This is a genomic window from Azospira sp. MPR-LB4 (genome assembly GCF_058809525.1).
Window position 1 is genome coordinate 173,120 of the sequence record NZ_CM179521.1, and the last position, 26,508, is coordinate 199,627.

The 26,508-nt window shown below is 64.9% G+C and carries 24 protein-coding genes; 13 read left to right on the top strand and 11 right to left on the bottom strand.

Features of this window, described 5'->3' with window-relative positions:
- Positions 1 to 21: 21 nt before the first annotated feature.
- The 7 genes from AC3QLZ_RS00755 (at position 22) to AC3QLZ_RS00785 (ending at position 5,184) form a co-directional block, all read left to right on the top strand.
- Positions 22 to 150, top strand: coding sequence for a hypothetical protein (locus AC3QLZ_RS00755; RefSeq protein WP_275888317.1), 129 nt, complete (start codon positions 22 to 24; stop codon positions 148 to 150).
- 65 nt (positions 151 to 215) lie between these two features.
- Positions 216 to 1,250 carry a T6SS immunity protein Tli4 family protein gene (locus tag AC3QLZ_RS00760; protein ID WP_238526299.1) on the top strand — a complete coding sequence of 345 codons (1,035 nt, stop codon included), beginning with the start codon at positions 216 to 218 and terminating at the stop codon, positions 1,248 to 1,250.
- A 53-nt stretch (positions 1,251 to 1,303) separates the two neighbouring features.
- Positions 1,304 to 1,432 (top strand): hypothetical protein, encoded by a 129-nt coding sequence (locus AC3QLZ_RS00765; protein ID WP_274412995.1) that lies wholly within the window; start codon positions 1,304 to 1,306, stop codon positions 1,430 to 1,432.
- A 65-nt stretch (positions 1,433 to 1,497) separates the two neighbouring features.
- Complete coding sequence (locus AC3QLZ_RS00770) at positions 1,498 to 2,532, top strand: T6SS immunity protein Tli4 family protein (RefSeq protein ID WP_232058851.1); 1,035 nt, start codon at positions 1,498 to 1,500, stop codon at positions 2,530 to 2,532.
- A gap of 76 nt (positions 2,533 to 2,608) precedes the next feature.
- Complete coding sequence (locus AC3QLZ_RS00775; RefSeq protein WP_492783294.1) at positions 2,609 to 2,950, top strand: hypothetical protein; 342 nt, start codon at positions 2,609 to 2,611, stop codon at positions 2,948 to 2,950.
- Positions 2,947 to 4,026, top strand: coding sequence for a T6SS immunity protein Tli4 family protein (locus AC3QLZ_RS00780; protein ID WP_014237339.1), 1,080 nt, complete (start codon positions 2,947 to 2,949; stop codon positions 4,024 to 4,026). The genes AC3QLZ_RS00775 and AC3QLZ_RS00780 overlap by 4 nt, the downstream gene beginning before the upstream one ends.
- A gap of 270 nt (positions 4,027 to 4,296) precedes the next feature.
- The gene (locus tag AC3QLZ_RS00785) at positions 4,297 to 5,184 is read left to right on the top strand and encodes a DUF4123 domain-containing protein (RefSeq protein WP_157870620.1); all 888 of its coding nucleotides are present in this window, start codon (positions 4,297 to 4,299) and stop codon (positions 5,182 to 5,184) included.
- 26 nt (positions 5,185 to 5,210) lie between these two features.
- Here AC3QLZ_RS00785 and AC3QLZ_RS00790 read toward each other — a convergent pair whose 3' ends face one another.
- A complete protein-coding gene (locus AC3QLZ_RS00790; RefSeq protein ID WP_014237341.1) occupies positions 5,211 to 6,005 on the bottom strand; it encodes an alpha/beta fold hydrolase in 795 nt (264 codons plus the stop codon).
- 157 nt (positions 6,006 to 6,162) lie between these two features.
- Between AC3QLZ_RS00790 and pepN the strand changes: the two genes are divergently transcribed.
- The gene (gene pepN, locus AC3QLZ_RS00795; RefSeq protein ID WP_014237342.1) at positions 6,163 to 8,772 is read left to right on the top strand and encodes an aminopeptidase N; all 2,610 of its coding nucleotides are present in this window, start codon (positions 6,163 to 6,165) and stop codon (positions 8,770 to 8,772) included.
- A 112-nt stretch (positions 8,773 to 8,884) separates the two neighbouring features.
- On the opposite strand, the gene AC3QLZ_RS00800 is transcribed toward pepN, so the two are convergent.
- The 7 genes from AC3QLZ_RS00800 to AC3QLZ_RS00830 all read right to left on the bottom strand — a co-directional run bounded on the left by AC3QLZ_RS00800 (position 8,885) and on the right by AC3QLZ_RS00830 (position 15,202).
- Positions 8,885 to 9,559, bottom strand: coding sequence for a PqiC family protein (locus AC3QLZ_RS00800; protein WP_014237343.1), 675 nt, complete (start codon positions 9,557 to 9,559; stop codon positions 8,885 to 8,887).
- 14 nt (positions 9,560 to 9,573) lie between these two features.
- Positions 9,574 to 11,145, bottom strand: coding sequence for a PqiB family protein (locus tag AC3QLZ_RS00805; RefSeq protein WP_014237344.1), 1,572 nt, complete (start codon positions 11,143 to 11,145; stop codon positions 9,574 to 9,576).
- Positions 11,138 to 11,803, bottom strand: a complete 666-nt coding sequence (locus AC3QLZ_RS00810) for a paraquat-inducible protein A (protein WP_014237345.1) — start codon at positions 11,801 to 11,803, stop codon at positions 11,138 to 11,140. The genes AC3QLZ_RS00805 and AC3QLZ_RS00810 overlap by 8 nt, the downstream gene beginning before the upstream one ends.
- Positions 11,800 to 12,462: a paraquat-inducible protein A gene (locus AC3QLZ_RS00815; protein ID WP_202945969.1), complete on the bottom strand. Its 663-nt coding sequence runs from the start codon at positions 12,460 to 12,462 to the stop codon at positions 11,800 to 11,802. Before AC3QLZ_RS00815 ends, AC3QLZ_RS00810 begins: the two co-directional genes overlap by 4 nt.
- A gap of 10 nt (positions 12,463 to 12,472) precedes the next feature.
- Entirely contained in the window at positions 12,473 to 12,712 is a 240-nt protein-coding gene (locus AC3QLZ_RS00820) for an RNA recognition motif domain-containing protein (protein WP_014237347.1), read from the bottom strand.
- Positions 12,713 to 12,868: 156 nt separating this feature from the next.
- Positions 12,869 to 14,653: a PHA/PHB synthase family protein gene (locus tag AC3QLZ_RS00825; protein ID WP_014237348.1), complete on the bottom strand. Its 1,785-nt coding sequence runs from the start codon at positions 14,651 to 14,653 to the stop codon at positions 12,869 to 12,871.
- Between the two features lie 51 nt (positions 14,654 to 14,704).
- Positions 14,705 to 15,202 (bottom strand): phasin family protein, encoded by a 498-nt coding sequence (locus AC3QLZ_RS00830; protein WP_014237349.1) that lies wholly within the window; start codon positions 15,200 to 15,202, stop codon positions 14,705 to 14,707.
- A 223-nt stretch (positions 15,203 to 15,425) separates the two neighbouring features.
- Here AC3QLZ_RS00830 and AC3QLZ_RS00835 point away from each other — a divergent pair, with 223 nt between their 5' ends.
- Both AC3QLZ_RS00835 and AC3QLZ_RS00840 read left to right on the top strand, forming a co-directional pair.
- Positions 15,426 to 16,013, top strand: a complete 588-nt coding sequence (locus AC3QLZ_RS00835; RefSeq protein ID WP_043798111.1) for a TetR/AcrR family transcriptional regulator — start codon at positions 15,426 to 15,428, stop codon at positions 16,011 to 16,013.
- A 304-nt stretch (positions 16,014 to 16,317) separates the two neighbouring features.
- The gene (locus AC3QLZ_RS00840) at positions 16,318 to 16,917 is read left to right on the top strand and encodes a chemotaxis protein CheD (protein WP_014237351.1); all 600 of its coding nucleotides are present in this window, start codon (positions 16,318 to 16,320) and stop codon (positions 16,915 to 16,917) included.
- Between the two features lie 158 nt (positions 16,918 to 17,075).
- Here AC3QLZ_RS00840 and AC3QLZ_RS00845 read toward each other — a convergent pair whose 3' ends face one another.
- Together AC3QLZ_RS00845 and AC3QLZ_RS00850 are read right to left on the bottom strand one after the other, a co-directional pair.
- On the bottom strand, positions 17,076 to 19,046 hold the full coding sequence (locus tag AC3QLZ_RS00845) for an acetoacetate--CoA ligase (RefSeq protein WP_014237352.1): 1,971 nt from the start codon (positions 19,044 to 19,046) through the stop codon (positions 17,076 to 17,078).
- Positions 19,047 to 19,111: 65 nt separating this feature from the next.
- Positions 19,112 to 19,522, bottom strand: a complete 411-nt coding sequence (locus AC3QLZ_RS00850) for an acyl-CoA thioesterase (protein ID WP_014237353.1) — start codon at positions 19,520 to 19,522, stop codon at positions 19,112 to 19,114.
- 114 nt (positions 19,523 to 19,636) lie between these two features.
- Between AC3QLZ_RS00850 and AC3QLZ_RS00855 the strand changes: the two genes are divergently transcribed.
- The 3 genes from AC3QLZ_RS00855 to AC3QLZ_RS00865 all read left to right on the top strand — a co-directional run bounded on the left by AC3QLZ_RS00855 (position 19,637) and on the right by AC3QLZ_RS00865 (position 24,628).
- A complete protein-coding gene (locus AC3QLZ_RS00855; protein ID WP_014237354.1) occupies positions 19,637 to 21,283 on the top strand; it encodes an electron transfer flavoprotein-ubiquinone oxidoreductase in 1,647 nt (548 codons plus the stop codon).
- Between the two features lie 57 nt (positions 21,284 to 21,340).
- Complete coding sequence (locus AC3QLZ_RS00860) at positions 21,341 to 22,033, top strand: PA4824 family protein (protein ID WP_014237355.1); 693 nt, start codon at positions 21,341 to 21,343, stop codon at positions 22,031 to 22,033.
- Positions 22,034 to 22,213: 180 nt separating this feature from the next.
- Complete coding sequence (locus AC3QLZ_RS00865) at positions 22,214 to 24,628, top strand: EAL domain-containing protein (protein WP_014237356.1); 2,415 nt, start codon at positions 22,214 to 22,216, stop codon at positions 24,626 to 24,628.
- A 73-nt stretch (positions 24,629 to 24,701) separates the two neighbouring features.
- Here AC3QLZ_RS00865 and AC3QLZ_RS00870 read toward each other — a convergent pair whose 3' ends face one another.
- Entirely contained in the window at positions 24,702 to 26,495 is a 1,794-nt protein-coding gene (locus tag AC3QLZ_RS00870) for an acyl-CoA dehydrogenase (RefSeq protein WP_014237357.1), read from the bottom strand.
- Positions 26,496 to 26,508 lie beyond the last annotated feature (13 nt).

Consider the following 26,508-nt stretch of genomic DNA (forward strand, 5'->3'; position numbering starts at 1 on the left):
ACAAGCCTGCTCCAGGTCAACGTGGAGCATGAACCGGCCTACCGGCACGGGGAAGGGGCCGACAACCTGCGGGCCTGCCGCTTCACCCTACGGGCCATCGTCAAGATTACCCAAGCGGTACAACAGACCAGCCTGCGTTACGACCAATGAAACCCTTTCTGCCTCTCTTTCTCCTGCTCGGCGTAACGACCGCCTGCGCTCCCGAGATGCCCCCCATGACGCCCGAAGAAACCCAACGCATGAACCAACTGACATCAACGATGACGACACGCTGCGTCGGCCGCTACTTGATTGACCTGCCCGATGCGTTTGTGCTCAATGAAATTTCCACGACGAAGCTGGAGGACGTCGAGATACTCAAGATCAAGCCGATGTATAAAGTGGATTTTCAGCTTCTTCTGGAGCAGCGGGACCGTGAGCTGAAAGCCACACATATGGATGGTGAGCCGTCCAATCCCTTCCTGAAAAAATACGAAATTCTTCCACCGGGTGGCATTGGGAAAATTTTCAATCGTGCATCTGAAACAGGGTCCGCAGATTTTGGGCGAACGCTGGAATTGATGGCATGGAAAGACGGTTACTTATTTTCAGCAACTATTGAAGCAACGGACAGTACAGGAACCGCTTATGCCAATAAGCCTTGGATCAAAGAGTTCCCCAACGACATTCCTCAAAAACGTGCTCATCTGCTGGACGTCTACAACCGCCTTCAAGGTCGCAAAGATACGGAAGTCCCCAGTGGTCCGGGCGTTTGTTTCCCCAATGGCTTCCTGCGCGGCTCGGCAACCGATCATGAGCAAATCGATCTGCATTACCACCTCAAGACCGTCGAAGATGTTTATTTTGGCTTTCATTACCTAACCGATATTGGCCCGGAAAAAGACACCCTACTTGAGCGTGGGAAAGCCATCGAAAAATCGGTAAAGCAATATAACGGGCATACCTTGCGCAAGGGGAAGCGCGAAGCCAACGGGCTGTCGTTTGAAGAATGGCTATCGGTGCAGGAAACCGATCCAGGCGTGAAGGACTATGACTTAACCTTGGAAATGAATAGCAAGCATGGTGATGCGTACAACCCCTTGTTTATTACCGATTTCTACAGCGGCGTTCGTCACCCCCGCCCCACTCCAAGTTTGGAGGAAGTTGCGGTGAGAAAAGCGATTGCCAAAGCCTCCCTGGGTGAAGCTGAGTCCATTGCCTTGTGGGACAAGGTTACGACAACGCTACGTCCCCGCCCAGGGGCATTCTGAGAAGCAAAGAGTGACATGAGGGCACCCATTGCACAAGTTGTCTCCAGGTTGACGTGGAACACGAACCGGCCTACCGGCACGGGGAAGGCGCCGACAACCTACGGGCCTGTCGCTTCACCCTGCGGGCCATCGTCAAAATTTCCCAAGCGGTACAACAGACCAGCCTGCGTTACGACCAATGAAACCCTTTCTACCCCTCTTGCTCCTGCTCGGCGTAACGACCGCCTGCGCTCCCGAGATGACCCCCATGACGCTCGAAGAAACCCAACGCATGAACCAACTGACCGCAACGATGACGACACGCTGCATCGGACGTTACCTGATCGATTTGCCAGAGACGTTTGTGCTCAATGAAATTTCTACGACGAAGCTGGAAGACGTGGAGATACTCAAGATCAAGCCGATGCATAAAGTGGATTTTCAGCTTCTTCTGGAGCGGCGGGATCATGAGTTGAAAGCCACACATATGGATGGTGAGCCGTCCAATCCCTTCCTGAAAAAATACGAAATGCTTCCACCGGGGGACATTGGGAAAATTTTTAATCGTGCATATCAATCAGGTGCCGCTGATGTTGCGCGGGTGCTGGAACTAATGGCTTGGAAAGATGGTTACTTACTGTCAGCCACAATCCGGGCGAAAGATAGTACCGGGACTGCTTATGAAAATGAGCCTTGGGCTAAAAGCTCACCTAATGATGTCCCCCAAAAACTTGCTCATCTGCTGGACGTCTACAACCGCCTTCAAGGCCGCAAAGATACGGAAGTTCCCAGCGGTCCGGGCGTTTGTTTCCCCAATGGCTTCCTGCGTGGCCCTGCGACGGATCATGAACAAATCGATCTGCATTACCACCTGAGCCAGTCCAAGGATGCTTACTTCTCATTCCATTCATTGAGTGACCTCGTGCAAGAAACTGAACTCTTGGACAGAGGCCCCGCCATTGAAAAGGCGCTGAAACAAGCCTCAGGCCGAACGCTGCGAAAGGGCAAGGTCACCGGCCCCATTCCCTCTGCCCAGGAATGGTTGCTGACACGTAAATCGGAAGAATCCGATCTGATGCTTTTGGATTTCACCCTGGAAGCGAACGCCAAAGCTGGTTCTGCTCAAACCCCCGTGTTGGTCCTTGATTTTGTCTCGGGAGTAGAGGCTCCTGGGCCCGCGCTGACTCTGGAAGAGGTGGCCGTCCGCAAACCGCTATCCAGCAAACCATTCAACGAGGCGGAATCCATCACTCTCTGGGACACGGTGGCGCCTACCCTGCGCCCCCGCCCCGGGGCGTTTTGAGCAGCAGCAAGCGCCATGATGACCATTCTAAGATTTTTCCCAAAGTCAGCGTGGAATTTACGGGCTTATGGCCTGTATGTGTGCCAAGCGCAATGCAGTCATCTCCACGGACCTGATGCGAGGTAGCTGCGAAATTCGCGATCCCCAGAGTGCCGGCAGTGTCTGGGTCAATCGGGGAGGTGTGGGCGTGACGGCCCAATCCCAGGGCAGCTTTTACCGTGCCTGGTTGAGCGACAAGGATGATGCCGGGGATGCCACGGTGCCCGCCCATTCTGGCCTGGCGCCCCGCACCCATGTGCCTTTCTTTGCCCAGATGCGGGGGTTCGAGCATCAAGGAAGCTACAAGGATGGGCCTGTGCAGGCGGTGACCCTCTATTCCCTGATCTCCCTGGCCTGCAAAGCGGAGAAGCCTGCATGACCCCCTCTTTGCGCCGTGTAGCCTGGGCAGGCCTGTTCCTCTTCATCGCCTGGGCCATTTTCAAGTCCTATGCCCTTTTTCGCATTCATTTCCCGATTCGAGACCACGCCATGATTCCCCCCTTTCAAGAAATGCAGACCTTTTGTGTGGGCCGTTATCTCATTGACCTGCCCAAAGGCAGCGTGCTGTTCCGGGCGGAAAGTTCGGCAGGCGGGGAGGCAGACGCAGATTTTTTTGCAGACCATTCCGTAACTCACTCACAATTTTTGGAAAGGGTTCAAGCCCGTTGGGCAGAGCTCAAGGAACTAAAGCAGGATAAACGTGAAGTTTTTGAGAAGCCCTCCGAGAGAATCGAAGCTGTACAGGATGGGGTGGTATTCACGTTTCGCCATACTTCGTATTACCTAGATGAATGGCCCGGAGGTGATAAAGGGCTACAACATTTTTACGAGACGGAAGGCTATTTGTGGCGGAACAACGTGTTGTACAGGTTCAGCGATGCCACAACCAAAGAAGAAGTTGTTTCCTCCATGAAACGCTTGGGCTTTCGCCAAGACGACGAGATACCTTCTCACCAGGGTTTCTGTGGGGGGCGAAGCTTTTTCCCCGGACCGCCTCAAGAAAGGGAGTCGGTTAATTTCGCCTTCCGCTTGCCGACAAATCCACCCATAGAACTTCGCATTAACATGCCATCCGGGCGCCCTCCCAAACAGAATTTAGCTCTTTTCAATTCCAATGATTTCAAGGCCAGCATGGTCCGAGACGCAAAACTTTCCATTGGTAGCATGGGGGGGGAGGAATGGATTACAACCTCAACCGAAAGTAAATTTGAAAATCGGTATAACTCGTCAATGGATGCCCATTGGTACTACGTGAAGGAAACGATCCAGGCTCCTCTGCCAGGGGAGCTTGGTATCCATGTACGCATGGAATTCGATGTGGACACCGAAACGCCCCCTACCACCTTCGGCGAACTTCCTCCCGCCAAGGCAGAAGGCGAGGTTGGTAAGGAGGAATTCCTCGCCCTGTGGGACGGCATCCTCAAAACCCTGCGTCCCCGTCCCGGAGCATTTTAGGTGGAGTGCTCCATTATTTTGAGCGGCCATAAAGCTTGACCAGATTTCATAGCGAAGCGGATTTGAAAGCACTCAGCCTTCTGTTGCGGCGGGTCTTCCGGGGCGGCCTGATCGTCTTCATCGTCTGGGGATTAGTTAAGTTCTCCTTGGCCTTTCGTCTTTATGCCCCGGGTCAGGATTGGGCCATGATTTTTTCCTCACCAGCGATGCAGGCCTCTTGCGTGGATAGGGGCTGTCCCCAAAGTCAAACGTTGGATGGATGGTTGCATCATGGGTAAGTCGATTTCAATTCCGCTGAACGATGCTGCTCACCTGCGGGCCTGGCTGTCGGCTGAGGGGCAGATGATTTCGGCTCAACTGGAAATGCCGCGGCTGTATGTACTGCTGGACGATGACCCAGCCGACCCGCAGAGCCTGGCCTGGTTGCAGGGCCTGGTGCAGCATGGAGCGCCAGTTATCCGCCTGAGTCGCGACGATGGCGGCGGCGCGGATGCGGCGGGGCCTTTGTTTGCCGAAGTGGAAAAGGGACCGTCGGTTTTGTCGCAACTGGCCGAGCGGGCGCTGACCCGGGGTGGCCTGCATTTTCTGCTGAGTTTTGCCGGGGCGGATGAGGTGGTTCGGCATCTCAGACTCTTGCGGAACCTGGCTCTGACGGAAGGTCCTGCGGTGCTCTTTCCCTACGAGAAAGTGCAGGCGGTGGCGGCCCTGATGCCGTCGTTGGAGCCCATGCAGCGGTCGGCCTTCATGGGGCCGGTTGAAAAATGGGCTGTCGTCGATGCCTGCAGCGTCCTGCACAGCCTGGTTGCAGCTCCCAAGCGGGTGACGGCCTGGGCCCTGCGCTTGAACGGCGTACAGATGGCGGTGCTTGAGGAGAGTCTTTTCCCGGGCGTTGTCATGGTCCAGTCCCATGCTGTCGATCCCGATCTGTTGGCCGGCTTTACGCCCTGCGCGGCTTTTTCCCTGATACGGCAGCGCATTGCCCAGGCCAGGGCCTGGGGCCTGGTACGGAGAAAGGACATCGCCCTCTACTGCATTCTCAGCTTGCAGCAGCCGGAAGGCTTCGAATCCACGGCCCCTTACAAGCAGGCCCTGGAGGCCGCCAGGGACTGGGGCCAGCCCCTGGCCGAACAGCTGCCCTCGGTGGCGCCCCAGTGCTGAGATTTTGACGGTGGAGGAGGGCGACCTTAGCGCATTTCCAGCCACTGCAGGATTTCCGCCGCCGCCTTGGGCCAGGGATGGTCGAGCATGAGCATGTGGCCGCAGTGGGGGATGATCTTGAAGTCGCCGTTCCAGCGCAGGGCGGTGAAGCCGATGCTGGAGGGGGGGAAGACGGCGTCGAACTGGCCGCCCATGACCAGCACCGGCAGTTCGGGCCGGGAGCGGTAGCTGCGGTAACCGAGGCCGGCCATGTCGGCGGCGGCTTCGGCGGATTCGGGCTGGATCAGATGGGCAAACTGCAGCAGGCCTTCGGGCGGCATGTCGGGGGAAAAGTAGATATCCCGCATCAGGAGCAGGCTGGCTTCGTCCATCTCGCCCTGGCTGATGGCGGGAATCTTGGCGAAGAAATCCGGATGTTTGAGGGCCAGGCTCATGATGGAACCCTGGGTGCCGGAAGTGGGTACCGGGGCCAGCAACACGGCGGCCGGGGCACCCTGGCATTCGAGCACCCGCTCGATGACGGCGCAGCCCATGGAGTGGCCGATGAGAATGGGTGGCCGGGGCAGCTTGGCCATCACCTGCAGCACGTCGTCGGCGTAGTCATCCAGGCCGAAGCGGTCGAGCCGTTCCCGGCCTTCGCTCTGGCCGTGGCCGGAAAGATCGAGGGCGACGCAGTCGTAGCCGGCGGCGTTGAAGCGGGGCAGGAAATTGACGTCCCAGCAGCGGCTGTCCATGTAGCCGCCGTGGACGAAGAGGCAGGGGGGCTGGCCGTTGGGTTTGGCGGCCGGACGGTGCAGGGTGTGGATCTGGCGGGGTTTCATGGTGGAGGAGCCGGGACGGCGAGTGGGAAATGGTTTATGCCGGAACGATAACACCTTTGTTTTTAATCTGTGTGACGCTCCGGGCGCGGTGGAGGGCTGGCGTATCATTGCCGCCTGTTCCCCATTTTCGCGGCTGCGCTCGCGGCCCCCGCCGACCATGAAAACCGAAACGCCCCAGACCATTTACCTGAAGGACTACACCCCGCCCGCCTATCTGGTGGACACGGTGGACCTGGATGTGGACATCCGCCCCGGCAGCACCACCGTCACTGCCACCCTGGCCTGTCGCCGCAATCCGGCGGGCGCCGGGGCCCAGGCCCTGGTGCTGGATGGCGAAGAGCTGGAAACCGTATCGGTCGCCATCGACGGCCGGGTGCTGGCAGCCGGCGAGTACACGGTGTCAACCGAAACCCTGACCATCCCTGGGGTGCCCGAGCAGTTCACCCTGCGGACCGTGGTGCGCATCGTGCCGGAAAAGAACACCCAGCTCTCCGGCCTCTACCGCTCCGCCGACGGCTACTTCACCCAGTGCGAGGCCCAGGGCTTCCGCCGCATCACCTGGTTCCCGGACCGGCCCGACGTCATGGCCACCTTCAGCGTCACCCTGCACGCCGACAAGGCGGCCCTGCCGGTGCTGCTGGCCAACGGCAATCCCGTCGCCAGCGGCGACGAGGCCGATGGGCGTCACTGGGCCCGCTGGCAGGACCCCTTCAAGAAGCCCTGCTACCTCTTCGCCGTCGTCGCCGGCAAGCTGGACGTGCTGCGCGACACCTTCACCACCGCCAGCGGTCGCACGGTGCAGCTGGCCATCTACGTGGAGCCGGGCAAGCTGGACCAGTGCCCCCACGCCATGCTGGCCCTGAAGAAATCCATGGCCTGGGACGAGCAGCGCTTCGGCCTGGAGTGCGACCTGGACCACTACATGATCGTGGCCGTGGGCGACTTCAACATGGGGGCCATGGAGAACAAGGGCCTCAACATCTTCAACACCAAATACGTGCTGGCCAGGGCCGACGTGGCCACCGACGTGGATTTCGAGAACATCGACCGGGTCGTGGCCCACGAGTACTTCCACAACTGGACCGGCAACCGGGTCACCTGCCGGGACTGGTTCCAGCTCTCCCTGAAGGAAGGTCTGACGGTTTTCCGCGACCAGGAATTCGGCGCCGACCTGCACAACCCCACCACCGCCCGCATCCGCGAGGTGCGCGGCCTGCGCGCCGCCCAGTTCCCCGAGGATGCCGGCCCCATGGCCCATCCGGTGCGGCCAGCCTCCTACATGGAGATCAACAACTTCTACACCGCCACGGTCTATGAAAAGGGCGCCGAGGTGGTGCGCATGATCCAGACCCTGATTGGTCGCGAAGCCTTCCGCGCCGGCATGGACGAATACTTCCGCCGCCACGACGGCCAGGCCGTCACCTGCGACGATTTCGTCGCTGCCATGGCCGCCGCTTCGGGCTTCGACTTCACCCAGTTCATGCGCTGGTACAGCCAGCCCGGCACGCCCCAGGTCAAGGCCGAGGCCAGCTACGATGCCGCGGCTAAGCGCTACAGCCTGAGCTTCACCCAGAGCAACCCCAAGGCTTCGGACAACGCACCCTACCTGATCCCCATCCGCGTCGCCCTGTTCGACCGCCAGGGCCAGGAACTGGCCGGCCACAGCCGCACCCTGCTGCTCACCGAGAGCACCCAACGCTTCGATTTCGAGGACGTGGCAGAGGCTCCGGTGCCTTCCCTGCTGCGGGACTTCTCCGCCCCGGTGGTGCTGGATTTCGCCTACAGCGACGCCGACCTGACCCTGCTGCTGGCCCACGACAGCGACCCCTTCAACGCCTGGGAAGCGGGCCAGCGCCTGGCCTCCCGCCTGATCCTGGAAGCCACCGCGGCCATCGCCGCCGGTCAGGCGCCGGTGGTGCCGGAAGGCTTCATCGCCGCCGCCCGCCGCCTGCTCGGCAGCCATGAAGAGGCCGGCGCCGCCTTCGTCGCCGAAGCCCTGACCCTGCCCGGCGAGGCCACCCTGGCCGAGATGCTGGAGGAGGTGAATCCGGACGCCCTGCACGCCGCCCGCAACCATCTGCGCCTCTCCCTGGCCGAGGGCCTGCGGGCCGAGCTGGCCGCCGTCCATGCGGAACTGGCCCCCAGCGGTCCCTACCAGCCCAGCGCCGAGGATGCGGGCCGCCGCGCCCTGCGCAACCTGTGCCTCTCCTACCTGCTGGAATTCAACACCGCCGGCATGCGCCAGCTGGCCGTGCGCCAGTTCGAGGACGCGGACAACATGACCGACCAGTTCGCCGCCCTGGCCGCCCTGGCCAACGTGCTGGGCGACTGCCCCGAGCGGGAGACGGCCCTGGCCGCCTTCTACCAGCGCTGGCAGGGCGAGGCCCTGGTGGTGGACAAATGGCTGGCGGTGCAGTCCTCCAGCCGCCAGCCCGACACCCTGGCCACGGTGCAGCGCCTCACCGGCCACCCGGCTTTCGACCTCGGCAATCCCAACAAGGTCTATGCCCTGCTGCGCACCTTCGGCGCCAACCTGGTGCGCTTCCACGCCGCCGACGGCGCCGGCTATCGTTTCTTCGCCGAGCAGATCAAGGCCCTGGACGCCCGCAATCCCCAGGTGGCTTCCCGCCTGGCCCGCTGCTTCGATCGCTGGAAGAAGTTCGACGCCGGCCGCCAGGTCCACAGCCGGGCGGCCCTGGAGAGTCTGCGGGACCATCCCGGCCTGTCCCGGGACGTGTTCGAGATCGTCACCCGGGCCCTGGGTTAAGGCGGGGACAGTCGGGGCCGCCGCCCAGGAAGGTGGCGGCCTCAAAGTGAGGGTGGCCGGGAAGGCGCATGGCGCCTTGCTCCCGGCCTGCTGTGCCTGAAGGTGGCCGTCCCTATTGGGCTGCAGCCGGCAGGGGTTGGCTCCGGATGGCCGCGGCTATCTCGGCGGCGGCCTGACTGAGAGCCCGGCGCTGGGCCGCCACCAGGGCGGCGGCGCCGCCGTCGCCCGTCATGGTTTCGCTTCCCGCCGCCAGCGGCTCGTGCACCTGACTGCGGCCGAGCAGCTCCTTGCCCTGCCGCGGCTGCAGGGTCCACAGCAGATCCAGATCGACGCCCCGGCCCACCTGGGCCTCCAGGCGCTGCACGTGCAGGGTGAGGCGGAAGTCGGCGTCGAAATGGGGGGCGCCGTTGGGCAGGGCCGCCACCCGGGAAGAGGCCAGCAGGCGCCCCAGGTCGGCGGCGATGCTGCGGGCGATGCCGCTGCGCAGGGACTCGGCCCAGCGCTGCTGTTCGCTGAGCAAGATGCGCTGGTCCGGGCCCCGCAGCACCAGCTGGGGCCGGTCCAGCAATTCGGGCAGGCTGGCGCTGAGCAGCAGCACGCTGGGGCCGTTGCCCTGGCCGCCGGGGCGGCCGTCGTCCAGGGTGTAGAGGCTGGCCTTGGGTGTGGTGCCGCAGGCCGTCAGGAGCAGGGCAGTGCCCAGGATGGCGAGGGCGCCGCGCCGGCCGGCGGCGAAGGCGGAAAGGGTAGAAGGGGCGGCGATGGGGCGGCGCGTGGGCATGGTCGGCATTTCTCTCAATCCTCTCAATCGTCCTTCTTGCCCTTGAGCAGGGCTTCGGGCTGGCGTTCCAGCAGGTCCGCCAGGTTGCGCACGGCGCTGGCGGCCCGGCCCACTTCCCGCAGGGTGTCGCGCACTTCCTGCTGCATCGGGGCGTCGCTGGCCAGGACCTTGTTGGCCTGGTCCAGGGCCTTGCGGGCATCGCGCAGGGTGTCGGCCAGTTCCGGCACCACTTCCCGGTCCAGGCGGGTGATCAGCTTGTCCGTGTGCTGCAGGGTGTGCTGCAGGGTCGTGGCGATGGTTTCCAGCTGGTCCTGCAGGGAGTCCAGGCTGCCGGGCTGGGTCGGCAGTTCGGCAATGCCCTTGCCCCAGCGCATGGCGGCGGGCTTGGCGTTGGGGAAGTAGTCCAGGGCCACGTAGCGCTGGCCGCTGACGATGTTGCCGGTGCGCAGTTGGGCGCGGAAGCCCCGGGCCACCATGGCGTTGAGCACTTCCCGGATGTCCTTGCGGCTGGGTTCCGCGTTGCCCATGCCGCGGCTGCGGCGGCTGAGGCGTTCCGGGTAGAGCTTGATCTCCACCGCCATGGAAAAGTTCTTGGTGGTCTGGTCGAAATCCAGGTCGATGCGGGACACTTCGCCGGCGGTGATGCCGCGGAAATCCACCGGGGCGCCCACCGTCAGGCCCCGCACCGATTCGCGGAAGATGAGCACGTACTTCTGGTAGCTGCTGTCGGGAATGCGCTGGGCCGTGGCCTGGTCCGGATGGAGGACGAAGGTGCTGGCGGCGGGGGCCGCTGCCGGCGTTTCGCCGGGCTCCCCTTCCGGACTGGAGAAGGCGACGCCGCCCAGCATCAGGCTGAGCACGGACTGCATGTTGAGCTTGACCCCGTCCGCATCCATGGCCACATCGACGCCGCTGGCGTGCCAGAAGCGGGAATTGGGGCTGACGAAGCGGTCGTAGGGGGCATCCACGAAAATCTGCACATCGACGCCGCGGCCATCGGGCTGCATGGCGTAGCCGATGACCCGGCCCACCGGAATGCGCCGGTAATAGACCGGGGCGCCGATGTCGAGGGAACCCAGGGTGTCGCTGCTGAGCTTGAACTGGCTGCCCCGGGTGTCGCTGGTGATGGCCGGCGGCTCCTCCAGGCCGACGAATTCCCGGGCGTCGCTGCCGGACTGGCCCGGGTCGATGGCGATATGCACCCCGGAGAGCAGGGTGGCGAGGCCGGAAACGCCGCCCACGGTGACCCGGGGGCGCACCACCCAGAAGCGGCTGTCCTCCACCAGCAGGCCCTTGGCGCTGTTATTCACCTGGACCTTGACCTGGACCGAACTGCGATCCGGGCTCAGGGTGATGTCCGTCACCGTGCCGATGTCCACGTCCTTGTACTTGAGGCGGGTCTTGTTGGCCTCCAGGCCTTCGGCCCGGGCGAACTGCAGGGTGATCTGGGGCCCCCGCTCGAGCAGGGCCTTGATGCCCAGGCCCAGGCTGAGGGCCACCGCCAGCAGGGGAATGATCCACACCAGGGTGGGGCGGCGGCGGGGCGGGGTGACGCGGACCGTCTCGGCGGCGGGCAGGGGCGTGTCGTCAGGCATGGCGGTGTTCCTCGGCGGAGGCGGCAGAAGTGTCAGGGGGTACGGTCTGGGGAACGGCCCGGTCCCAGATGAGGCGCGGGTCGAAGGCCATGGTGGCGAGCATGCTCAGCACCACCACGGCGCCGAAGGCCACCACCCCGGGGCCGGGGGAAATGATGGCCAGGGACTGGACCTGGACCAGGGCCACCAGCAGGGTGACCACGTAGACGTCCAGCATGGACCAGCGGCCGATCAGTTCCAGCAGCCGGTAGAGCCGGGCCCGCTGCCGGGTGTTGCGGTGGGAGCCGCGGTGCACGCTGAGCAGCAGGTAGGTGAGGGAAAAGAGCTTGAGCATGGGCAGCACGATGCTGGCGCAGAAGACCACCAGGGCCAGTTCCCAGGAGCCCGTGTCCCACAGCACCACCACCCCGCTCATGATGGTGTCGTGCTGGGTGCCGAAGGGGGAGCGGGTCTCCATGATGGGCAGCAGGTTGGCCGGCAGGTAGAGCACGTAGGCGGCCAGCATCAGGGCCCAGGTGCGGGCCAGGCTGTCCGGCTTGCGCAGGTGCAGGGGCGCCTGGCAGCGGGGGCAGTGTTCGTGCTGTTCCAGGGAAGCCAGCAGGCCGCAAACCTCGCAGACAGCAAGCCCTTGGCTGGCGGCGGTATGGCGGCGGCTCATGCCGGCTTGGCCCCGTCGTCCGGGCGCGCCTCGTCCCAGGCCTGCCACAGGGTATGGCCGTCGAGCAGGCCGGCCAGGGCGGCCAGCAGCAGCATGAGGCCGCCGAAGCACCAGATGGCCGGCCCCGGCAGCACGTCGGCCAGGTGGGCCAGCTTCACCAGGGAGACCAGGACGCCGAGGATGAACACCTCCACCATGGCCCAGGGATGGGCCAGGCGGAAGGCGCGAAAGACCGGGGCGAAGGCCGGTGAGCGGCGTCCCTGCCACAGGGGCAGCACCAGCCACAGCACCGCGCCCAGCTCGATGGCCGGCATCAGCACCGTGGTCAGCAGCACCAGGCCGCCCAGGGCCTCCCGGCCATCCTGCCAGAGGTGCCGGACGGCGCCGATGACGGTGGTTTCGGTGTAGTTGCCCTGGATGTTGAGGCCGACGATGGGGTACAGGTTGGCGGTGAGCAGCAGCACCAGGGCCGCCAGGGTCAGGGCCAGGATTTTCTCCAGCCGGTCCCGGTGGAAGCTGTAGAGGCGGGCGCCGCAGCGGGGGCAGTGGGCCCGGCTGCGGGGCAGCGTCAGGACCACCGGCTGCAGCAGCAGGTCGCACTCGTGGCAGGCGGTGAGGGGGGCGGCGGGCATGGCGGCCTCGCTCGGCGGTGCAGGCATGGGGTGCGTTTCAGTGCAGCAGCACCCAGGCGTTGATGCGCCGGCCGTCGTGCCAGATGTCGGTGATGCGAGTGGTGAGGTCGAAGGCGGCCTGGTCGGTGATGCGCATCTCGACGATGGCGATGGGCTGTTGCGGGTCGCCGTCGCGGACGATGGCGATCTCGCCGACGGGGCCGAAGCGCGCCAGGGCCTGACGCAGTCCGCTTTCGCTGACGTCGGCGGGGAGGCCGGAGAACATGATCTTTTTCATCGGAAGTCCAGGGGCTGGTGGAAGGGTGGCGCTTGTCAGGGGCGCCCGGCGGCGCTCCGGGGCGGGCCGCCAGGCCGGGCGGTCGTCCGGGGGCCTGATGGCATATTACCCGCAGCGCGGCGGGGGCGGCGGGAGCGCAGCCCCGGAGCCGGCTGCCTACTTCAGCAGGACGTAGCTGCCGGGGGCGTCTTCCAGGGGCGGATAACGCTTGGAGCCGGTCTTGGCCGGCGCTGCGGGGGCGGCGGAACGGGCCGCCAGCCATTCCTGCCAGGCGGTCCACCAGGAGCCTTCCCGGGTGGGCGTTTCCTCCAGCCATTGCTCGGGGGCCACGTACACCTCGCCGGCGGGCCGGGTGTGGAGGCGGTAGTGGCGGCGCGGGTGGCCGGGTTCGCTGACGATGCCGGCATTGTGGCCGCCGCTGGTGAGGACGAAGGTGACTTCGGCCGGGCTCAGGTAGTGGATCTTGTGCACCGAGCGCCAGGGCGCCACGTGGTCGCTTTCCGTGCCCACGGCAAAGACGGGGATGGTGATGTCGCCCAGGGACACGGGCCGGCCGCCGACCTGGTAGCGGCCTTCGCTGAGGTCGTCGTTGAGGAACAGCTGGCGCAGGTACTGGCTGTGCATGCGGGCCGGCATGCGGGTGGTGTCCGCATTCCAGGCCATCAGGTCGTTCATGGCGCCCCGTTCGCCCAGCAGGTACTGGCTCACCATGCGCGACCACAGCAGGTCGTAGGAGCGCAGCAGCTGGAAGGCGCCCGCCATCTGGCCGGCGGAGAGGTAGCCCTTTTCCGCCATCTGGGCCTCGAGCAGGCTGATCTGGCTGTCGTCGATGAAGAGGGCCAGCTCCCCCGGCTCGGTGAAGTCGGTCTGGGCGGCCAGGAGCGTGATGGAGGCCAGGCGCTCGTCCCCGTCCCGGGCCATGGCGGCGGCGGCAATCGCCAGCAGGGTGCCCCCCAGGCAGTAGCCGGTGGCGTGCACCCGGCGCTTGGGCACGATGTCGTTGATGGCCTGCAGGGCGGCGAAGAAGCCGTTTTCCAGGTAATCGTCCATGCCCTGGTCCCGGTCTTCCTCGTCCGGATTGCGCCAGGAAATGCAGAAGACGGTATGGCCCTGGTCCACCAGGAACTTGATCAGGGAGTTGTGGGGCGAGAGGTCCAGGATGTAGTACTTCATGATCCAGGCCGGCACGATGAGGATGGGCTCGGGATGGACCTTGGCGGTGGTGGGGGAGTACTGGATCAGTTCCATCAGCCGGGTGCGGGCCACCACCTTGCCCGGGGTGATCGCCACGTCCCGGCCCACCACGTAATCCTCGCTGCCGGCGGGGGGCTCGTTGTTCATGGCCCGTTGCAGGTCCTCCTGCAGATGGGCCATGCCGCGCCACAGGTTCTGGCCGCCTTCGCGGATGGTGTGTTCGAGCACCACCGGATTGGTGAGGGGGCTGTTGCCGGGGGAGAGCAGGTCAAGAATCTGCCGGGCGGCGAAGGAGACGATGCGTTCGTGGTGGGCGGAGACCCCCCAGATGCCGTGGGTCGCCGCCTTCCACCAGCGCTCGGTGAGGAGGAAGGACTGCTGCATGACATTGAAGGGCCAGCGGTGCCAGGCCTCTTCCTTGAAGCGGCGGTCGGTACTCCAGGGGGCGACGAAGTCCGGCCCCTCGTTGAGCATGGAAAGCTGGGCCGCCTGCAGGGCGGCGGCTTCCGTCGCCGCCAGCTTGAGCAGTTCCAGCTGTTTGCCGGGGGAGACGGCCAGATGCCCGGCCCAGTCGATCATGGCCATGGCCATGGTGAGGGGCGAGAGGGAGTTGGTGAGCTGGGCGATGGTGGCGTGCACGTGCTGATCCAGGCGCTGGGTGGCGCTGTCGGCCTGCAGGGGCGTCAGCACCTGGGCGGCCGGGGAGATCAGGGGCAGGAGGGAAGAGGTGGCGACGGCGGGGGGCATGGGGTCTCCTTTCTATCGGGCGGGGGCCGCTGGCGGCCCCCGGGGAGAACATCATTTTTTGCTTTTTGCGGCCGCTTTCGGCATGGCGGCGGCGACCTGCTGCAGCGACTGGGTCAGGGCGCCACCCTGCTTGATGGCGGCCAGGGCCAAGTCCTTGCCGAAGGGCAGGGTGGCGGCGGTCTGGCGGGCGCCATCCTCCACGGCTGCCTGCCATTCTACATATTGACTTTGCATGACGGGGGCCAGTTCTCCGGCGGCGGTCGTGGTCAGCTCGTAGGCGGCCTGGGCATAGGCGGTGCCGTTTTTCAGCAGGGTATGGGCCAGGCCGGTCTGGATATCCACCGCCTGTTGGACGCTGGTGCTGCCGAGCAGTTGCTTGTAGCCCGCCGCCTCGTCTTCCAGCATTTGCCGCACGGCGCCGAAATTGAGTTCGGCCAGGTTCTGGATGGTGTCGAAATAGACCTGGGTGGCCCCCAGGAAGGAGGTGGCCAAGGCGTTGTTGGCCTGGGAAAGCGAGGCCAAGGAGGCGAAGTTCAGCTTTTCTGACATGAGTGACTCCTGTTCTTGGATTGGATGGAAAGCCGTCCCGGAGCCTGATGGTCGGCCATTTGCAGGCCGGCCCCGGGTCGATCCATTATTCAGCGATCGTTTAATAATGACAAGGGGCTCTTTGTAACCGTCTGTGCCTGGCCGAACGTGATATCTTTGCGCTCCGAATATGAGCTCGCCACCTTCATCCCCGCGCCGTCCCGGGCGCCCCCGCAGCACCGATGTGGACAGCCGCGAAAAGCTGCTGGCCGCCGCCTTGCTGGCTTTCTCCGAACTCGGTTTCGCCGGCGCCAGCCTGCGGGCCATTGCCGTCTCGGCGGGCTTCGACGTGGCCATGATCTTCCACCACTTCGGCTCCAAGGAGGGGCTGTGGCAGGCGATGGTGGAATCCATGGCGGCCGATTTCCAGCAGTCCCTGAGCCATGAGCTGGTGCCGCTGATGGAAGGGGATTGGCCCATCGCCGAGCGGGTCACCCGGGTGCTGGACGTGTTCGTGGAAAAGCTCATCGAGCGGCCCGCCGTGACCATGCTGATCATGCGCGAGATGCCGCTGCCGGGGGAGCGTCGCGACTTCCTGGTGGCCCGCCTGCTGCGTCCCTCCTGCGACGGCCTGGTGCCCTTCTGGCTGGAGGCCATGGAGGCGGGGCTGCTGCGTCCTTCCGACCCGGTGCTGTTCCACGTCGGCATTTTCGGGGCCATGGCGATGATCCTGGCCTTCCGCGACGTCCTGCCCCGGCTGGGCTCGGCGGAGATGGACCTAGCGGAGATCAAGGCCCATCTCTACCGCGGCCTGCTGGCCGATCCGGCCTGAGACGCGGGCAAAAAAATACCGGACGATGGAATCCGTCCGGCCAAGGGGGAGCCTACGTGCAGGCTCTGTTCGGAGCGCCCGGGGGAGTCGGTACTGCAGCGCCCATTTCTATTAATAGATGGCATTGGAATATTTGTCGATGCTTTTTTAGGTCGGCGACGATTCCTTTTTCCCGGGTGGCATACGGGGCGACAGATGGGCCGCCGGTGGCGGAAGGCCGCCCCATGCGGAATTTCTGCCTATGCTGGCGGTCGTATCTGATATACCTTCTGGCCCTGTTTTCTTTTTTCAGCGTGCAGGCCCCGTGACTCCCACCCCCGACTATTCCAAGATGACCGGCAAGGAACTGGATCGCATCGCCCATGTGATCCGTCCTGGCGGCTGGTCCGTGGCCGGGGGGCGGCCCATTTCCACCCTGCTGGGGTCCTGTGTGGCGGTGTGCCTGTTCGATCCCCAGCTGAAGATCGGCGGCATGAACCACTTTCTCCTGCCCAGCCGGGGCAAGGACCGGGAGCTGGACCCGGACACCATCCTCTCCGGCGACTATTCCATGGAAGTGCTGGTCAATGCCCTGCTGGCCCAGGGCGGCCAGAAGCGGCGGCTGGTGGCCAAGATGTTCGGCGGCGGCAACATCGTTTCCGCCATCCTCACCTCCATCGGCGAGCGCAATGTGGAATTCGCCACCGAGTGGCTGCAGCGGGAAAACATCCCGGTGCTGGCCTCCGACGTGCTGGGCCCCTGGTCGCGCAAGGTGGTGTTCGTGCCGGGCACGGGCGACGCCTTCTGCATGCGTATGCCGGTGACCCAGAGCATCGTCGCCCAGGTCAGCCGGGAGGAAGAGGCCTATGCGAACAGCCTCTCCAAGCCGGTACCGCCGGCAGGCAAGAAAATCGAGCTGTTCTGAAGCCCATGCCCCGGGATGCCCGGGGGACGGGCGTTTTGCGGCATCATGCTCCGTCTGCCGCGTCCCTGCTGCTTTCCAGGCCAGGTGCCATGAGGGGAGCCCTCCGGGCCGGTCCGGGGGCTGGCGCCGCGTTGCCGCTGCCCCCGGGTGGCTTTCTCTCAGCTGGCCAGTTCCGGCCGTTCCCGGAACTCTTCCAGGGCTTCCGGATTGGCCAGGGCCTCGACGTTCTTCACCGGCCGCTGGTGCACCACGTTGCGCACCGCCAGTTCCACGATCTTGCCGCTCTTGGTGCGGGGAATGTCCCGCACCTGCACCACCTTGGCCGGCACGTGGCGCGGCGTGGTGTTGCGGCGGATCTGCTCCTTGATGCGCACGCTCAGGGCGTCGTCCAGGGTAAGGCCGTCGCGCAATTTCACGAAGAGCACCACCCGCACGTCGTCGTACTTGCCCGGGGGCCAGTCCTGGCCGATGACCAGGGATTCCACCACTTCCTCCAGCTGTTCCACCTGCCGGTAGATTTCCGCCGTGCCGATGCGCACCCCCCCCGGGTTGAGGGTGGCATCGGAGCGGCCGTAGATGACCATGCCGTTGTGCTCGGTCAGCTCGGCGAAGTCGCCGTGGCACCAGACGTTGGGGAAGCGCTCGAAGTAGGCGGCGTGGTACTTGGCCCCGTCGGGGTCGTTCCAGAAGCCCACGGGCATCACCGGGAAGGGCTTGGTGCATACCAGTTCGCCCTTTTGCCGGCGCACCGGCTGGCCGTCGTCGTCGAACACGTCCACCGCCATGCCCAGTCCCCGGCACTGGATTTCGCCACGGTAGACGGGCAGGGTGGGGGCGCCTAAGACGAAGCAGGAAATGATGTCGGTGCCGCCGGAAATGGAGGCCAGCTGCAGTTCCGGCTTGATGTCCCGGTACACGTAGTCGAAGCCTTCCGGGCTCAGGGGGCTGCCGGTGGAGAAGAGGGAGCGCAGGGCTTGCAGCTTGTGAGTCTCCCGGGGCTTGAGGCCCATCTTGGCGGCGGCATCGATGAACTTGGCCGAGGTGCCGAAGTGGGTCATGGCTTCGGCGTCGGCGTAGTCAAAGAGAACCTTGCCCTGATCAGCAAAGGGGCTGCCGTCGTAGAGCAGCAGGGTGGCGCCGGAGGCCAGGCCCGAGACCAGCCAGTTCCACATCATCCAGCCGCAGGTGGTGAAGTAGAAGACCCGGTCGCCGGGCTTCACGTCGCCCTGCAGCTGGTGTTCCTTGAGGTGCTGCAGCACGGCGCCGCCGTGGCAATGGACGATGCACTTGGGCACGCCGGTGGTGCCCGAGGAATACATGATGAAGAGGGGATGGCTGAAAGGCAGGCGGGCAAAGGCCGGCGCCGTGGCGGAGAAGGGCGCCAGGGCCTGATCCCAGGTCACGGCCTTGGGGATGGCGCCGATATCGGGTGTGGCGGCCAGGTAGGGCACCACCACCACCTTCTCCAGGGTCGGCAGCTGGGCGGCGGCCTCGGCGTTCTTGGTGAGGCAATCCACGGCCTTGCCGTTGTACCAGTAGCCGTCCACGCAGACGAGGACCTTGGGGCCGATCTGGCCGAAGCGGTCCAGCACGCCCTGAACGCCGAAGTCCGGAGAGGCGGAGGACCAGATGGCGCCGAGCGAGGCGGCGGCCAGCATGGCGATCAGGGTCTCCGGCAGGTTGGGCAGGTAGCCCGCCACCCGGTCCCCGGGCTGCACGCCGGCGTCCTCAAGGAACTGTTGGAAGCGGGAGACCTGGGCTCGCAGTTCATCCCGGGAGAGGTGGCGCTTGACCTTGTCCTCGCCCCAGAAGACCAGGGCGTCTTCCGGGCCGCTGAAACGCAGCAGGTTTTCCGCGTAGTTGAGACGGCCTTGCGGGAACCAGCGGGCGCCGGGCATTTTGTCGCCGTCTTCGAGGACGGTGCCGCCCTTGTCACCCACCACGCCGCAGAAGTCCCACAGCAGGGACCAGAAGGCGGCGGGCTGGTCCACGGACCATTGCCAGAGGGCGTCGTAATCGTTGAGGGGAGCGGCGGCCGCCTGGCTGGCGGCGCCCATGAAGCGGGTGAGGTTGGCGGCGGCCACCCGTTCGGGGCCGGGCCGCCACAGCAGATCGTGGGCGGTGTTCATCTTGTCTCCATCGTTTTTATGGGAGACGGAGGTACATTGCCCCCGTCTCCGGGTGCTGCCGGGATCTAGAGGTCTTGCAGGCAGGCCCGCAGGCTTTCCGGAATGGGGGCCGACTTGCCGCTGCCGGTGTCGATCCACACCACCTTGGATTCGCCGGTGGCGTAGAGGGTGTCGTCCCCCACCAGGCGCAGTTCGTAATGGGTGGGAATGGAGGAGCGCCCGGGATGGCCGGCGAAGAGCTTGACCTCCACCGTGCCCGGGTAGGTCAGGGGCAGCAGGAAGGTACAGGAGGCATTGACGATGACCGGGCCTTCGCCCACCGGGCCCACGGTGTAGCCCAGCTGTTCCAGCCATTCGCAGCGGGCCTGTTCCATATAGCGGAAGTACACCGTGTTGTTCACATGCCCGTAGGCATCCATGTCGCCCCAGCGGATGGGGATATGGCTGGTGAGGATGAGTTTACGTTTTGTCTCCATGGTATTTTCTTGTGTGGTTTGGGGTGATTGAAACGCTACCATACGTTAGCGTATAGTATTCGCAAATTTTGGCTTGTAACAATCCCATAACAACAATCTGAACGGAGCGAGGACATGCAACGCGAATCCATGGAATACGATGTGCTGATCGTCGGCGGCGGCCCGGCCGGTCTGGCGGCGGCGATCCGCCTGAAGCAGCTGGCGGCCGCCAACGGGCAGGAATGCGGTGTCTGCCTGATCGAAAAGGGCTCCGAAATCGGGGCCCACATTCTGTCCGGCGCGGTGATGGACCCCAAGGCCCTGACCGAGCTGATCCCCGACTGGAAGGAGCAGGGCGCTCCCCTCAATGCCCCGGTCTCCGAAGACCGCTTCTTCATCCTCTCCGAGGACGGCGGCTGGCAGGTGCCCAACGGCCTCCTGCCCGGCTGTTTCCACAACGAAGGCAACTACGTCATCTCCCTCGGCAACGTCTGTCGCTGGCTGGGCCAGCAGGCCGAAAACCTGGGCGTGGAAATCTACCCGGGCTTTGCCGGCGCCGAAGTGCTCTATAACGAGGACGGCTCCGTCAAGGGCGTGGCCACCGGCGACATGGGCCGCCTGAAGGACGGCAGCGAAGGCCCCGCCTTCCAGCTGGGCATGGAGCTGCATGCCAAGTACACCCTCTTCGCCGAAGGCTGTCGCGGCCACCTGGGCAAGCAGATCCAGGCCAAGTTCAACCTGGCCTCCGACGCCGATCCCCAGGTGTACGGCATCGGCATCAAGGAACTGTGGGAGATCAAGCCCGAGAAGCACCAGACCGGCCTGGTGGTGCACACCGGTGGCTGGCCCATGGACAACGACACCTACGGCGGCGGCTTCCTCTACCATATGGAAGACAACCTGGTTTCCGTCGGCTTCGTCGTCGGCCTGGGTTACGACAATCCCCACCTGTCTCCCTACGAGGAGATGCAGCGCTTCAAGACCCATCCGAAGATCCGCGAATTCCTCGAAGGCGGCAAGCGCGTCTCCTACGGCGCCCGGGCCATCACTGCCGGCGGCCTGCAGTCCCTGCCCAAGCTGACCTTCCCCGGCGGCGTGCTGATCGGCGACGATGCCGGCTTCCTCAACGCCTCCCGCATCAAGGGTTCCCACTGCGCCATCAAGAGCGGTTCCCTGGCCGCCGAAGCCTGTTTCGAGGCCCTGGCCGCCGAGCGCAGCTTTGATGAACTGACCGCCTATCCGGAGAAGTTCAAGGCCTCCTGGCTCTACGAGGAACTGTACAAGGCCCGCAACTTCAAGCCCTGGATGAGCAAGGGCCTGCACTGGGGCGGCTTCATGTTCGGCGTGGATCAGAAGCTGTTCGGCGGCAAGGCGCCGTGGACCCTGCACCACAGCGGCCCGGACCACCTCAAGCTGAAGAAGGCCAAGGACTGTACCCCCATCGCCTATCCCAAGCCCGACGGCGTGCTTACCTTCGACCGGCTGTCCTCCGTCTTCCTCTCCAACACCAATCATGAGGAAGACGAGCCCTGTCACCTGCAGCTGAAGGATGCTGCCGTGCCGATCCAGGTCAACCTGGCCCAGTACGACGCGCCCGAGCAACGCTACTGTCCGGCCGGGGTGTACGAAATCCTGCGGGAGGCCGACGGCTCCAATCCCCGCCTGCAGATCAACGCCCAGAACTGCGTGCACTGCAAGACCTGCGACATCAAGGACCCGACCCAGAACATCACCTGGGTGGTGCCCCAGGGCGGCGAAGGGCCGAACTACCCCAATATGTAACCGTACGGTCACCTTCTTGTCCTAAAATGCGCCGTCCCCGAGACGGCGCTTTTTTTTATGTTCATCCGTTGCCTTGCCCTGTTCCTGCTGTTGCCTTCCCTGGCCTTTGCCGCCCGGCCCTTCGTCACCGACGATGCCCGGCTGACCACGGCCGGCAGCTGCCAGCTGGAAAGCTGGGCCCGCATCTATCCCCAGAGCCGGGAACTGTGGATGCTGCCGGCCTGCAATCCGGGCGGCAATTTCGAGATCACCGCCGGGGCCGGCATGGCCCACAACGATCACGCTCCCCGCAGCGACGACTATGTGCTGCAGGCCAAGACCCTCTTCAAGCCCCTGGAAAGCAACGGCTGGGGCTGGGGTCTGGCGGTGGGGAAGATCGCCCATCCGGGCGTCAATGCGGGGCCCAACCTGCTGGGCAATACCTACGCCTACCTGCCGGCTTCCTTTTCCTTCCTCGACGACCGGGTGGTGCTGCACACCAATGTGGGCTGGCTCAAGGACCGGGCCAGCCAGCGTCACAACCTGACCTGGGGCCTGGGGGGCGAGTGGTGGGTGCATGAGCGGGCCAGCCTCATTGCCGAGTCCTTCGGCGACAACCGGGTCAAGCCCTACTGGCAGACCGGCCTGCGCTTTTTCGTGGTGCCCGAGCGGGTCCAGGTGGATGCCACGGTGGGGCGCCAGGTGGACGGGGGCCGGGACAGCCAGTGGTTTTCCGTGGGCTTGCGGCTGACGCCGGATCGCTTCTTCTGAGTCAAATGCACCATCCCGGTGCCCACCGGGAAAGTCGGCGAAGGACTGCTCCATCCTGGTGCGTTGATGGCGGTTGCGGTGCGGGGTGGATGTCCGGCACAGCCCGTAATCCGGTCAAAAGCCGGGGGTGGCCCGGGGGTTGCTAAGCAAAGCTGTCATCTCTCCTGGCCCTGCATCCCCATGTGTCTCTTTCTCAAGTACGACGGACCCTACGTTCCCTCCCTCTGGCCGATGCTCGGTGGCCGCCAGGTCGATCGCCACGTGTGGCGCTTCGACGCGGCGGACAACGCCGCCCTGGACCAGCTCATGGAAAGCCTGGCGGCGGAAACCAACCGGGAAACCCTGAAGGAAACCCTGGCCGTCCACTGCGACCAGAGCGAGGCCAGCCTGGGCCTGGTGCCCACCCTGCAACTGGCCCTGCCTTTCAACACCCTCTACGCCCGCCGGCTCCACGCCTGGATGCTGGGGGACCTGCGGCCCCATGTGCGCATGCACTTCCAGCCCCTGGTGGACATGACCCAGGACGGCCAGGTGTTCGCCCTGGAGGCCCTGTGCCGTCTGGAGCATCCCCAGGGGCGTCTGCTCAGCGGCGCCGAGGCCTTCCATCTGGCCGGGCAGCTGGGGCGGGAGGCGGACCTGGACCTGGAGTGCCAGTTCATGGCCCTGGAGGCCAAGGCCAACCGCATTCCGGCGGGCACGCCCCTGTTCCTCAACGTGCTGCCCCAGAACATGTTGCACAGCCAGTGGACCCAGCGCATGGTGGAGCACCTCAACCGCCTCGGCATCGACCGGCGCGAGGTGGTGATCGAAGTGGTGGAGTCGGAGCGGGTGGACCCCAATGTCCTCGCCGACAGCTGCGAAGCCCTGCGCACCCTGGGCTTTCGCATCGCCCTGGACGACATGGGGGCCGGCTTCAACGGCCTGTCCACCCTGGCGGCGGTGCGGGCCGACTTCATCAAGGTGGACCGCAGCATCGTGCACGGTGCCCAGGGCAGCCGGGTGCGCTCGGTGCTGCTGGAGGCCATCGTCTCCATGGCCCAGCGCCTCGGCGCCACGGTCATTGCCGAAGGCCTGGAACGGCCGGAGGACGTCAATTTCGTGCGCGACATGGGCATCAGCTATGCCCAGGGCTTCTATTTCGCCCAGCCCCAGCTGCTCACCGAGCCGGAGGTGGCTCCCCTGCCGCGCCAGGACGATTCCTGCCGCTCCCGGCCCCGGGACCGTTTCCAGCTGACGGACCTGATGGACCCCTGGCAGTCCATCGACCTGCGCGCCTCGGTGCCGGAGGCGCGGCAGATCTTCCAGGAAGCCCCGTCCCTGCCCCTGGCCATCGTCACCGACCAGGGCCAGCCCATCGGCCTGGTGCGGCGGGGCAAGGTGCTGTCGGCGGCGGCCCGCACCCTGGGCAAACTGTGCGAACCGGTGGCGCGCAATCTGCCGCACCGCCTGACGACGCCGGCCCTGGCCCGCATCCTCTACCACGACCGCAAGGATTCGGATCCCTGGGTGGTCACCTCCAACGAGGGGCAGTATCTGGGGGTGATCCATCCCATGACCCTGATCGCCCAGATGCTGGCGCGGCGGGAAAACGGCAGCAACCTGCATCCGCTCTCCCACCTGCCCACCGGCCCCAGCCTGCGCCATACCCTGGAATCCCGTCTGGCGGAGAACCAGACCGTGTGCCTGGTGTATATCGACCTGGACCACTTCAAGGCTTACAACGACCGCTACGGCTTCATCCGCGGCGATGCCATGATCCGCACCCTGGCCGAACTGCTGCGCCATACCTTCGTCGGCCGTCCCGAATGTCTGCTCGGCCACATCGGCGGCGACGACTTCATCCTGGTCATGGAAAGCATGGGGCCGGGGCTCACCGACGAGCTGCTTTCCATCATGGAACAGTTCCAGGCCCTGGCCTCCCACCTCTACGACCACGAGGACATCGCCCGGGGTCATTTCCTCACCGACGACGGCTTGGCCCATCCCATCGCCAGCATTTCGGTGGCGGTGGTCAATGCCAGCACCGGCCGCCTGGCCAATGCGGTGGCGGCGGCGGAACGGGCGGCGGCCCTGAAGAAGGTGGGCAAGGTGGAGCAGGGCAGCGTCATCGTGGTGGAAGGCGTGCCGCCGGCCATGATCAAGCAGCAGCACAACCACGGCCTGGGCCTGTGGAAGGAAAACGCCATTGCCGCCCTGGCCGACTTCATCGGCGCGCCCCGCAGCCGGGACCCCCACGCCCTGGATGCCTGGTTCCGCAGCTATCCCTTCTTCGAGATGGTGTTCGAACTGGATGGTGCCGGGGTGCAGCGCTACCCCAACTGGATCAACCCGGACATGTACGGCCGCATCAAGGCCGGCGGCGTCGGCGTGGACCGCAGCGAACAACCCTATTTCGCCCACGTGGCCGAAGGGGGCCAGCCCTACGTGTCGGAAATCTACCTCTCTTCGGCCACCGAGGATTTCTGCATCACCCTGGCCGTGCCCCTGCGGGAAGGCAGCGTCATCGACGGGGTGCTGGTGGCGGACATCAACATCAGTTCCATGGCCAGCCTGACCCGGCGCTTCCATCTGGACCACGAGGCCCAGGCCGCCTGATTGGTTCCGGTGGCAGAAAAGACAACGGGCCCCGCAGGGCCCGTTGTGAGGTGCAGCGACTGCCGCTAGGGGATCAGAACAGCTCTTCCGCCAGGGCCAGGGTGCCGGTGGCGCCATCGACGATGGAGTCGGTCAGGCCCTGGGCCTTGGTCAGCTGGTGATCGGCGAAGAAGCGGGCGGTGACGATCTTGGCAGCGTAGAACGGGTCGCTGTCGCCGCCGGCGATCTTCTCCTGGGCCACCAGGGCGGCCCGGGCCATCTGCCAGCCGCCGGCAACGATGCCCAGCAGACGCAGGAAGGGCACGGAACCGGCGTGGGCTGCCTTGATGTCGTCCTTGAAGATGGCGACGATCCAGTTGGCGGCCTGTTCCAGGGCATCCACGCCAGCGGCGAAGCGCTTGCGGATGGCGACGAAGTCGGCGCCGTTCTGGGCTGCCAGCTTGGCGTCCAGCTTGCGCATCTCGGCGATCACGGCCTTGATGGTGGCGCCGCCTTCGCGGGCCATCTTGCGGCCGATCAGGTCGTTGGCCTGGATGGCGGTGGTGCCTTCGTAGATGGCGGTGATGCGGGCATCGCGCAGGTGCTGGGCGGCGCCGGTTTCCTCGATGAAGCCCATGCCGCCGTGCACCTGCACGCCTTCGGAGGCCACCTCGATGGACATCTCGGTGCTGTGGCCCTTGACCACGGGGATCATCAGGTCGGCGAAGGCCTGGTTGGCAGCGCGGACGGCTTCGTCCGGATGGTGCTTGGCGGCGTCCATGGCGGCGGCCACCACGTAGGCCAGGGCCCGGGCGGCTTCGGTCTGGGAACGCATGCTCATGAGCAGGCGGCGCACGTCCGGGTGCTTGAGGATGGAGACCTTGGGGCCGCCGCGCACGCCCAGTTCGGTACCCTGGATGCGGTCCTTGGCGTACCACACGGCCTGCTGGTAGGCACGCTCGGCCAGGGCCACGCCTTCCATGCCGACGGCGAAGCGGGCGGCGTTCATCATGATGAACATGTATTCCAGGCCGCGGTTTTCCTCGCCCACCAGGTAGCCGACGGCACCGCCGTGGTCACCGAAGGCCATGACGGCGGTGGGGCTGGCGTGGATGCCCAGCTTGTGTTCGATGGAGACGCAGTAGGCGTCGTTGCGTTCGCCCAGGGAGCCGTCGTCCTTGACCATGAACTTGGGCACGACGAAGAGGGAGATACCCTTCACGCCTTCCGGTGCATTGGGCAGGCGGGCCAGCACCAGATGCACGATGTTCTCGGTCATGTTGTGGTCGCCGTAGGTGATGAAGATCTTCTGGCCGAAGATCTTGTAGCTGCCATCACCCTGGGGCTCGGCGCGGGTGCGCACGGCGGCCAGGTCGGACCCGGCGCTGGGCTCGGTCAGGTTCATGGTGCCGGTCCACTCGCCGCTGACCATCTTCGGCAGGAACTTCTGCTTCAGGGCGTCGGAGCCGGCGGTCATCAGGGCCTCGATGGCTCCGGTGGTGAGCATGGGGCACAGGGAGAAGGCCATGTTGGCCGACTTCCACATTTCATTGACGGCGGTGGAGATCAGCTTGGGCAGGCCCTGGCCGCCGAACTCGGGGGAACAGGCCAGCGCGGTCCAGCCGTTCTCGGCGAACTGGGTATAGGCTTCCTTGAAGCCGGCGGGCACGGTGACGGCCTTGTCGTGCCACTTGGAGCCTTCCTGGTCGCCGCTGAAATTGATGGGGGAGAGGACGTTGCCGGCAAACTTGGAGGCTTCCTCCAGAATGGCGTCGGACAGGTCCGTGTCCACTTCCTCGTAGCCCGGCAGTTGCACGACCTGTTCCAGGCCGGCCAGCTCTTTCATGACGAAGTGCATGTCACGCAGGGGGGCATTGTATTGACTCATTCGCGCTTTCTCC